The organism is Mycobacterium sp. 94-17 (assembly GCF_035617725.1).
In the GTDB taxonomy this organism is placed as follows: domain Bacteria; phylum Actinomycetota; class Actinomycetes; order Mycobacteriales; family Mycobacteriaceae; genus Mycobacterium.
In genome coordinates, this window is the sequence record NZ_JAPIYN010000026.1 from 1 (window position 1) to 7,995 (window position 7,995).

The 7,995-nt window shown below is 66.6% G+C and carries 7 protein-coding genes and 1 tRNA gene; 2 read left to right on the forward strand and 6 right to left on the reverse strand.

All coding sequences use genetic code 11. From position 1 onward, the window contains the following. Positions 1-107: 107 nt before the first annotated feature. The 6 genes from OQ789_RS22955 to OQ789_RS22980 form a co-directional block, all read right to left on the reverse strand. Positions 108-180, reverse strand: a tRNA-Arg gene (locus OQ789_RS22955). Between the two features lie 48 nt (positions 181-228). Continuing rightward, a complete protein-coding gene (locus tag OQ789_RS22960) occupies positions 229-1,053 on the reverse strand; it encodes an LLM class F420-dependent oxidoreductase (RefSeq protein WP_324688476.1) in 825 nt (274 codons plus the stop codon). Positions 1,054-1,060: 7 nt separating this feature from the next. Further along, positions 1,061-2,134 carry a poly-gamma-glutamate hydrolase family protein gene (locus OQ789_RS22965; protein ID WP_324688477.1) on the reverse strand — a complete coding sequence of 358 codons (1,074 nt, stop codon included), beginning with the start codon at positions 2,132-2,134 and terminating at the stop codon, positions 1,061-1,063. Continuing rightward, positions 2,135-3,382, reverse strand: coding sequence for an Nramp family divalent metal transporter (locus OQ789_RS22970; RefSeq protein ID WP_324688478.1), 1,248 nt, complete (start codon positions 3,380-3,382; stop codon positions 2,135-2,137). 70 nt (positions 3,383-3,452) lie between these two features. Continuing rightward, the gene (locus OQ789_RS22975) at positions 3,453-4,529 is read right to left on the reverse strand and encodes a diacylglycerol kinase (RefSeq protein ID WP_324688479.1); all 1,077 of its coding nucleotides are present in this window, start codon (positions 4,527-4,529) and stop codon (positions 3,453-3,455) included. Between the two features lie 24 nt (positions 4,530-4,553). Next, positions 4,554-5,345 carry an SDR family oxidoreductase gene (locus tag OQ789_RS22980; protein WP_324688480.1) on the reverse strand — a complete coding sequence of 264 codons (792 nt, stop codon included), beginning with the start codon at positions 5,343-5,345 and terminating at the stop codon, positions 4,554-4,556. A 515-nt stretch (positions 5,346-5,860) separates the two neighbouring features. On the opposite strand from OQ789_RS22980, the gene pstS reads away from it, so the two are divergent. After that, positions 5,861-6,973 carry a phosphate ABC transporter substrate-binding protein PstS gene (gene pstS, locus OQ789_RS22985; RefSeq protein WP_324688481.1) on the forward strand — a complete coding sequence of 371 codons (1,113 nt, stop codon included), beginning with the start codon at positions 5,861-5,863 and terminating at the stop codon, positions 6,971-6,973. 60 nt (positions 6,974-7,033) lie between these two features. Beyond that, on the forward strand, positions 7,034-7,978 hold the full coding sequence (gene pstC / locus OQ789_RS22990; protein ID WP_420716186.1) for a phosphate ABC transporter permease subunit PstC: 945 nt from the start codon (positions 7,034-7,036) through the stop codon (positions 7,976-7,978). Positions 7,979-7,995: the final 17 nt, after the last annotated feature.

Consider the following 7,995-nt stretch of genomic DNA (forward strand, 5'->3'; position numbering starts at 1 on the left):
GCACCTTCGTTCCCCACAACCGCAGGGCACGCCGACCTCAAAGCCGGCACCTAGCCCCGCTGGAATCCGAAGAGCCACAAAAATTCGTGCGGCCCCTGGCCGCAAAGTGCCCCCGGCAGGATTCGAACCTGCGACACCGGCTTTAGGAGAGCCGTGCTCTATCCCCTGAGCTACGAGGGCGGACAGGCCTGAGCTTACCGGCACGGCCACACGTATTCGCCCCGGCGGTCAGCGCAGTTCGGCGATCACCCTGGAGAAGTTGTCGATGTTGTTGTCCTGCACCGTGAAAGACGATACGCCGTACTTTTCGCGGCAGGAAATCAACGTGTCGGCCATCTCGCGGGGAGTGCCGCTGAGCACCGACGGCTGGGACAGGATCTCCTCGTCGGACAGGTCCGGCGCGTACGTCCGGGTGAGCTTGAGGTCGGGCTCGGTCTCGCCGGTCCGCGGCATCGCCGTGATCGCCAGATTCAGCTCGAGTGAATCGAATCGATCCCCGGCGGCGCCGCGGACGAACTCGACCCGTTCCCCGAACGGGTCCTCGACGTCGCGCACCTTGGAGCCGGTCAGCCCGATGATGTCGGCGTTGCGGGCGGCGATGGTGAGCACGCGGTCACCGTTGCCGGCGATGATGAGCGGCGTCGACGGATGGTGTTCCTTCAGGTATTTCGTCATGTGCTCGAGGTAGTCCACCCGGGCGCCGGCGCTGGGATACGGGATCTCCGCGGCCTCGAACTCTTCCCGGACATAACCGGTGCCCAGCCCGATCTCCAGCCGGCCGTCGCTGAGCAGGTCCAGGGCTTGCGCGTCACGGCTGAGCAAGGCCGGCTTGTAGAACGCGGAGTTGAGCACGTACATGCTCAGCCGCAGCGTCGTGGTGACCATCGCGACCGCGGTCAGCGTCGGGAACGGTGCCGCCGCACCCAAATGGTCTGGCACACAGAGAATGTCGAAGCCGGCATCCTCCGCGCGCTTGGCCTTATCGAGCAACGCCTCGCGCGACTTGAAGAACCGCATGCTCATCCCGAAGCGAAAGTCCTTGGCCACCAGCAATCTCCGTTCAACGATCCGACATTGACCAACTACGGGCGGCCTGGGCCAGCCCCTGGATGAGGGAGCCGGTCACCGTCGACAGGCCGTCATCACCGGGCAGCGGGCTGCGCGGGCTGATCCCCCTGACCCGCGCCGAGAGCTCCAGCTGAGCTCCACCGCCACGCACCCGGTTCACCGGGTTGCGCGGGTGCAGGCCCCGCAACTCCGGGGGGATGTCGTCGAGATCGGTGATCACCTGATAACCGGTCAGCCGGAGGCACCGGGACAGGTGGGCAGCCAACGCGCGGTTGCGGCCGCCCGCCAGCAGTTGGGTGCTGCGCCCGTCGCGGCCGTAGCCGTGCAGCGACACCGCGACGTCGACATGGTCGAGGAACTCGGCAAGCCGCGGCGACTCGGCCGGGTCGAACAGCGCCGACGGCAGGTGATGCGGGTAGCGATCCGGATGGCGCACCACATACACCGAGGCGCCGGCCGCCTCGGCGGCACGCTCGGCGATCGTGTCTGTCATCTCTTCCAGGCCGCCGCCGTGGATCGCGAAAAACCCGAAACGTGACCGCAATTGGCTGCTCTCGATCACCCCGAGCTCGCCGAGCAACGCCGAAAGTGATTGCGGCCCAGGCTCGGACGCCGACGACTTCGGGCCGGGCCACCCGGAGGGGTCCCAGCGGCCCAAAAAGTCGACCCAGCGTTGCGGCAGCCCGTGCTGCCTGGCGCCGTCGATGATCCTGGGCAGGTAGCCGGGGCGGGGCGGGCCCGGCGTCACCCGGTGGTCGATGTAGACCCAGGCCGGCGCCGGCCCGTCGTCCGTGCGCACGGTCATCTCGTCGCGCCGATAGCGCACCGGCACGCCCTCGGCGCTGTCCAACGTCGCCAGGTCACCGTCGGAGATCTGCCATACCACCCCGTACACCTGGTTACCGGCGAGCGGCTCGACGGTGGCGACGCCGCGCTGATTGATCAGCCAGTCGTGATCGGGCAACACCGCGGGCCGCGGATGTGCCGCGTCGGGGCAGCGATGCGCCATCTGCCGGACGCACAGGTTCGACCCGTATGCGAAGTAGAGGTGCCGGCGGTCCGGCATTCAGCCGGTCACCGTCAGCCAGATGAGGACCATGTTGAGCAGACTAATCAACACGCCGACGGCCCAGCCGAGGATCGTCGTCACGCGGTGGTTGACGTCGCCACCCATCAGCTCCCGGTCGCTGGTCAGCTTGATCAACGGCAGCACCGCGAAAGGTATCCCGAACGACAACACCACCTGCGACAGCACCAGCGCGCGGGTGGGATCGAACCCCACCGCCAGGATCACCATGGCGGGCACCAGGGTGATCAACCGGCGCAACACCATCGGAATCGACCGGTGCAACAACCCCTTCATGATCATCGCGCCGGCATAGGCGCCCACCGACGATGACGCCAGACCCGACGCGAGCAACCCAACCGCGAACAGCACCGCGATGGTCGCGCCCAGCGTGTTGTGGATCGCGGTGTAGGCGCCCTCGATGGAAGCGCTCAGGTCGCGGTGTTGCAGGTTGACCGCGGCGATCAACAGCATCGCCGCGTTCACCGTGCCGGCCACCGCCATCGCCAGCGCCACATCCCAGCGGGTAACGCGCAGCAGCAGGCGTCGATGCGACCCCTCGTCGGGATGCCCGTGCCGGTCCAGGACCAGGCCGGAATGCATGTACACCGCGTGCGGCATCACGGTGGCGCCCAAGATGGCGGCTGCCAGCAACACGCTTTCGGTGCCGCGGAAGCGGGGCACCAGGCCGCCGAGCACGTCCTCCGGCGGGGCAGTCTTGACGAAGAAGCTCGCCGCGAATCCGATCGCGATGACGAGCAGCAGGCCGGTGATGACCCGCTCGAAGATGATCTGGCCACGCCGGTCCTGGATGCCCAGCAGCAGCAAGGCCACCAATCCGGTGACCACACCGCCGACCAGCAGCGGCAAGTTGAAAAGGATGCGCAAGGCGATTGCCCCGCCGACGACTTCGGCGGCATCGGTTGCGATTGCCACGAGTTCGGCCTGGGCCCAGTAGATCAACCGCGCCGGGCGGCCCATCCGCTTGCCGAGCATGCCCGGCAGGGAGCGCCCGGTGACCAGTCCCAGCTTGGCCGACAGGTACTGCACGAGTCCCGCCAGCACGTTGGCCGCCACGATCACCCACAGCAGCAGGTAGCCGTACTGCGAGCCGGCGCTGACGTTGGCGGCGACGTTTCCCGGGTCGACGTAGGCGATCGCGGCGACGAAGGCGGGCCCGAGCAGATACCAGTGGCTTGCGAGCGAGCCCTGGGTGCGCTGCGCCAACGTCCCGACCTCGATTCTCATCAGGCGAATAAGAAAGTGAGGTTAGTCGAACATCTGGGTGCGATTGCCAGCGGCTCCGGCGCCGCGAGCCTCACTGCGGGAGGTACAGCCCCTTGCCGGTGAGCAACGGCAGGTCAAGGGTGGTGACGATGCCCGGCTCGGCGGCCACCACCGCGGGGATCGCGTTGACGACGCGCATCGCGGTGGCCACCAGGCCGGCGTGATTATGATCGCCGTTGCGGCTGCTCAGGCAGACATCCATGGCGTAGGAAGGTTCGCCGGTGATCTCGATGCGGTAGGAACCGCCCTCCTGGGCGGGCTGGGGCCACTCGGGGCACAGATCCGCGCGCAGGCGTGTCACGTGTTCCAGGACGACGACGGGTGCGCCGTCGACCGTGCCGGACACCTCGAAGCGCAGCGCGGCGGCGGTGCCCTTGGCGATGTGACCCGAGGCGATGTCGAAGTCTTCGGGGGCGGGGACGCGGACATAGTCCTGGGTGACCTTGTCGAGCGAAATGCCCAGACCCGCAGCCATTTGGCGGATCACCGACCCCCACGCCAGGCTGAGCACGCCGGGTTGCAGCAGCATGGGAAGGTCGTCGAGGGGCTTACCGAAGCCCATCACGTCGAACATCACCGCGGCGCTGTCATAGGTGGCGTAGTCGACGATCTCCATGCAGCGAATCTGCTGGATGCTCTGGCAGGTGCCCGCCAGCGCCAGCGGCAGCAGATCGTTGGCGAACCCGGGATCGATGCCGTTGACATAGAGGCTCGAATGGCCTTCGCGCGCAGCATCTTCCAAAGGTCGGATGAGTTCTTCGGGGATGACCTGCCACGGGTACTGCAAGAACACCGGGCCACTGCCGACGATGTTGATGCCGGCGGCCAGGACGCGCCGATAGTCCTCGAGCGCCTCGGGCAACCGGTTGTCGGCCAGGGCGTTGTACACGGCGCAGTGCGGCCCGGTGGCGAGCACGGCATCCAGGTCGGTGCTGGCGAGCACGCCGGTCGCCTCGGTGAACCCGGCGAGCTCTGCCGCGTCTTTGCCTGCCTTGGCGTCCGACGACACCCAGACGCCTTTCAGCTCGAATTCCGGGTTGCTGATGAGTGCCCGCAGCGCGTGGATACCCACGTTGCCGGTGCCTAATTGGACGACGGGAATGGGCATGACTGGCTCCTCAGCGGTCGGGGGTCACAGGTCCGGGACGGGGATGTCGAGATTGGGGTAGGTGAGCCCGCCGTCGACCTCGAGCGTCTTGCCGGTCAGGAAGCTGCCGGCCGGCGACGCCAAATAGACTGCGGCAGCGGCAATGTCGACGGGATCGCCGAGGCGGCGCATCGGGGTGGCCTTCTCCATCGGCGCACGCAGTTCGTCGTTGGAGGCGACTACGTCCAGCGCAGAGGTCAGGATCGACCCCGGCGCGATCGCGTTGACACGAATGCGCGGGCACAGGTCCAGGGCGGTCAGCCGGGTGTAGTGCGACAGCGCGGCCTTGGCGGTGCCGTAGGCGGCGAAACCCCGCCCGGCCAGCCGGCCCATGGTCGAGGTGATGTTGATGATGCTGCCGCCACCGGCGTGCTCGAGCATCAACGGCACCGCCGCCACCGTCAGCGCGTGGGCCGTGGCGACGTTGAAGGTGAAGGCGTCTCTGAGGTCCTTTGTCGACGTGGTCAGCAGCGTGTTCGGCATGGTTCCGCCGACGTTGTTGACGACGATGTCGAGTTTCCCGAACGCCTCGACGGCGTGGCCGGCCAGTTCCGCGGTGGACTCGGGATGCGCCAGGTCGGCGGGCACGACGCGGGCCCGCCCTCCGACGACCCGGACCTGTTCGGCGACGGCTTCTAGTTGGGATTCCGTCCGTGCGGCAATGACGACATCCGCACCCGCCTCGGCGAAGGCCAGCGCGATGGCCGCGCCGAGGCCACGGCCTGCACCCGTGATGACGGCGACTTTGTCGTCGAGACGGAACCTGTCCAGGATCATGGCGGTCTCTCCTCAATTCGGTATCAGCCGACACCGTAGCAAGCCGCGCCGTCTCGGATCAGACATTTCTGGAACAGGTTCTACTTTTGCGAAACGGGCGTGACGGTGCGCCCGACCGGTGGGCATGCATGCGTCCGGCGCGCGGCTCAGCCGAACAACGCCGATCTGGTTCGGTCGCCGTAGCACCCAAGTCGCTTGAAGCGCAACGGATTTGGCATCACCTCTGATGGCATGACAGCTGCCTTCTTGTGAATGGAGCACGGGTTCGCGGCGCCCGCGTTCGCAAGGCGCTAACGCGAGGGTCAACTTTGCTGGTCCAGGGTGGTCGAACCCTTGCCGAACACCGTTCCCGCCCATGTCGTCCCACAGTGCGGGCGTGTTCGGCGCCGGTCGCCAAGCATTTGCTCGACGTTCACCTTGTTACTGTTAGCTTCATGGCTGCGAGATGGGCGGGCCGGGCGCAGTGGCTACCCACCCGCGGCGATCCTGTTTCATCCCGACCGTAAGGAAGCGAATTGAAACTCAACCGATTCGGCACACTGCTGACTGTCGTGAGCGCCGGGACGCTGGCGTTGTCGGGATGCGGAAGCGATAACAACGGGTCCGGCGCGAGCGCAACGAGCCGGTCGTCGTCGGGCAACGTGAGCTGTGGTGGAAAGCAGACCCTCAAGGCCAGCGGCTCGACGGCCCAGGCCAACGCGATGACCCGGTTCGTCAATGCGTTCGAGCAGGCCTGCCCGGGCCAGACGCTCAACTACACCGCCAACGGATCCGGCGCCGGAATCAGCGAATTCAACGGCAAGCAAACGGATTTCGGTGGTTCGGACTCGCCGCTGGCCCCCAACGAATACGCCGCGGCGCAACAGCGTTGCGGTTCGCCTGCGCTGAATCTCCCTGTGGTGTTCGGCCCCATCGCCATCACGTACAACGTCGCGGGCCTCAACTCACTGATCCTGGACGGCGGCACGGCCGCCAAAATCTTCAACGGCGCGATCACCACGTGGAATGACCCGGCGATCCAGGCGCTCAACCCGGGTACCACGCTGCCCGCCGAGCCGATCCACGTCGTGTTCCGTAACGACGAATCCGGCACCACCGACAACTTCCAGAAGTACCTCGACGCTGCCTCCAATGGTGCGTGGGGCAAGGGCGCCGGCAAGACATTCAAGGGCGGCGTCGGCGAGGGAGCAAAGGGCAACGACGGCACCTCGGCGGCGATCAAGGCGACCGAGGGGTCCATCACCTACAACGAGTGGTCGTTTGCCCAGGCGCAGAAACTGAACATGGCCAAGATCGTCACCTCGGCCGGCCCGGATCCGGTGTCCATCAGTGCCGACTCGGTGGGCAAGACGATTGCCGGGGCCACGATCGCCGGCCAGGGCAACGACCTGGTGCTGGATACGCTTTCCTTCTACCGGCCGACCCAGGCCGGCTCGTACCCGATCGTGTTGGCCACCTACGAGATCGTCTGCTCGAAGTACCCCGACCCGCAGGTCGGGACTGCGGTCAAGGCGTTCCTGCAAAGCACCATCGGTGCCGGGCAGAGCGGTCTGGCCGACAACGGCTACATCCCCATCCCCGACTCGTTCAAGGCGAGGCTATCTGCTTCGATCAACGCCATCGCCTAACCTGAGGTGGTCGTGACACGAGGAGCAGCAGTCCCCCCGTCGACCACGAAGAAGCCGGCTCTGACAGCGCTGAGTGAACACGTGGGGCGGCGGGCTGACCAGCTGTTCAAGTCGATGGCCATGACTGCCGGTATGACGATCGTGGTCGCCATCGGGTTGATTGCGGTGTTCCTGTTGCTGCGGGCCGTCCCGTCATTGCGGGTCAACCACGCGAACTTTTTCACCAGCGCCAGGTTCAGCACCAGCGACCCGAACAAGCTCGCTTTCGGCATCCGCGATCTGTTCATGGTCACGGTGCTCAGTTCGCTCAGCGCGCTGGTGCTGGCCGTTCCCATCGCCGTCGGCATCGCCGTCTTTCTGACCCAATACGCGCCGAGGCGGCTGGCGCGCCCCTTCGGCGCGGTGGTCGATCTGCTGGCCGCGGTGCCGTCGATCATCTTCGGGCTGTGGGGGATTTTCGTGCTCGCACCCGAGATCGAACCGCTGGCCGCGTTTCTCAACCGCCACCTCGGCTGGCTGTTCCTGTTCAAGCAGGGCAACGTCTCGTTGCAGGGTGGCGGCACCATCTTCACCGCAGGCGTTGTGCTGTCCGTGATGATTCTGCCCATCATCACGTCCGTCTCACGCGAGGTGTTTCGCCAGACGCCGCACATCCAGATGGAGGCGGCTCAGGCGCTGGGCGCCACCAAATGGGAGGTGGTGCGCATGACCGTGCTGCCGTTCGGACGCAGCGGCGTCATCGCCGCCTCGATGCTGGGGTTGGGCCGGGCACTCGGCGAGACCGTGGCGGTGCTGATCATTCTGCGCTCAGCCGCCCGCCCGGGTAATTGGTCGCTGTTCGACGGCGGGTACACGTTCGCGTCGAAGATCGCGTCGGCGGCCGCGGAGTTCAGCGAGCCGCTGCCCACGGGGGCGTACATCTCGGCGGGATTCGCGCTGTTCGTGCTGACGTTCGTGGTCAATGCGCTCGCCCGGGCGGTCGCCGGGAGCAAGGTCAACGGATGAGCTGCCGGAGCCTTGCG

Bases quoted from the DNA above. Each gene is read 5' to 3' on its own strand.
- OQ789_RS22965 (WP_324688477.1), bottom strand. From the start codon at position 2,134: ATGCCGGACCGCCGGCACCTCTACTTCGCATACGGGTCGAACCTGTGC.
- OQ789_RS22970 (WP_324688478.1), bottom strand. From the start codon at position 3,382: ATGAGAATCGAGGTCGGGACGTTGGCGCAGCGCACCCAGGGCTCGCTC.
- OQ789_RS22975 (WP_324688479.1), bottom strand. From the start codon at position 4,529: ATGCCCATTCCCGTCGTCCAATTAGGCACCGGCAACGTGGGTATCCAC.
- OQ789_RS22980 (WP_324688480.1), bottom strand. From the start codon at position 5,345: ATGATCCTGGACAGGTTCCGTCTCGACGACAAAGTCGCCGTCATCACG.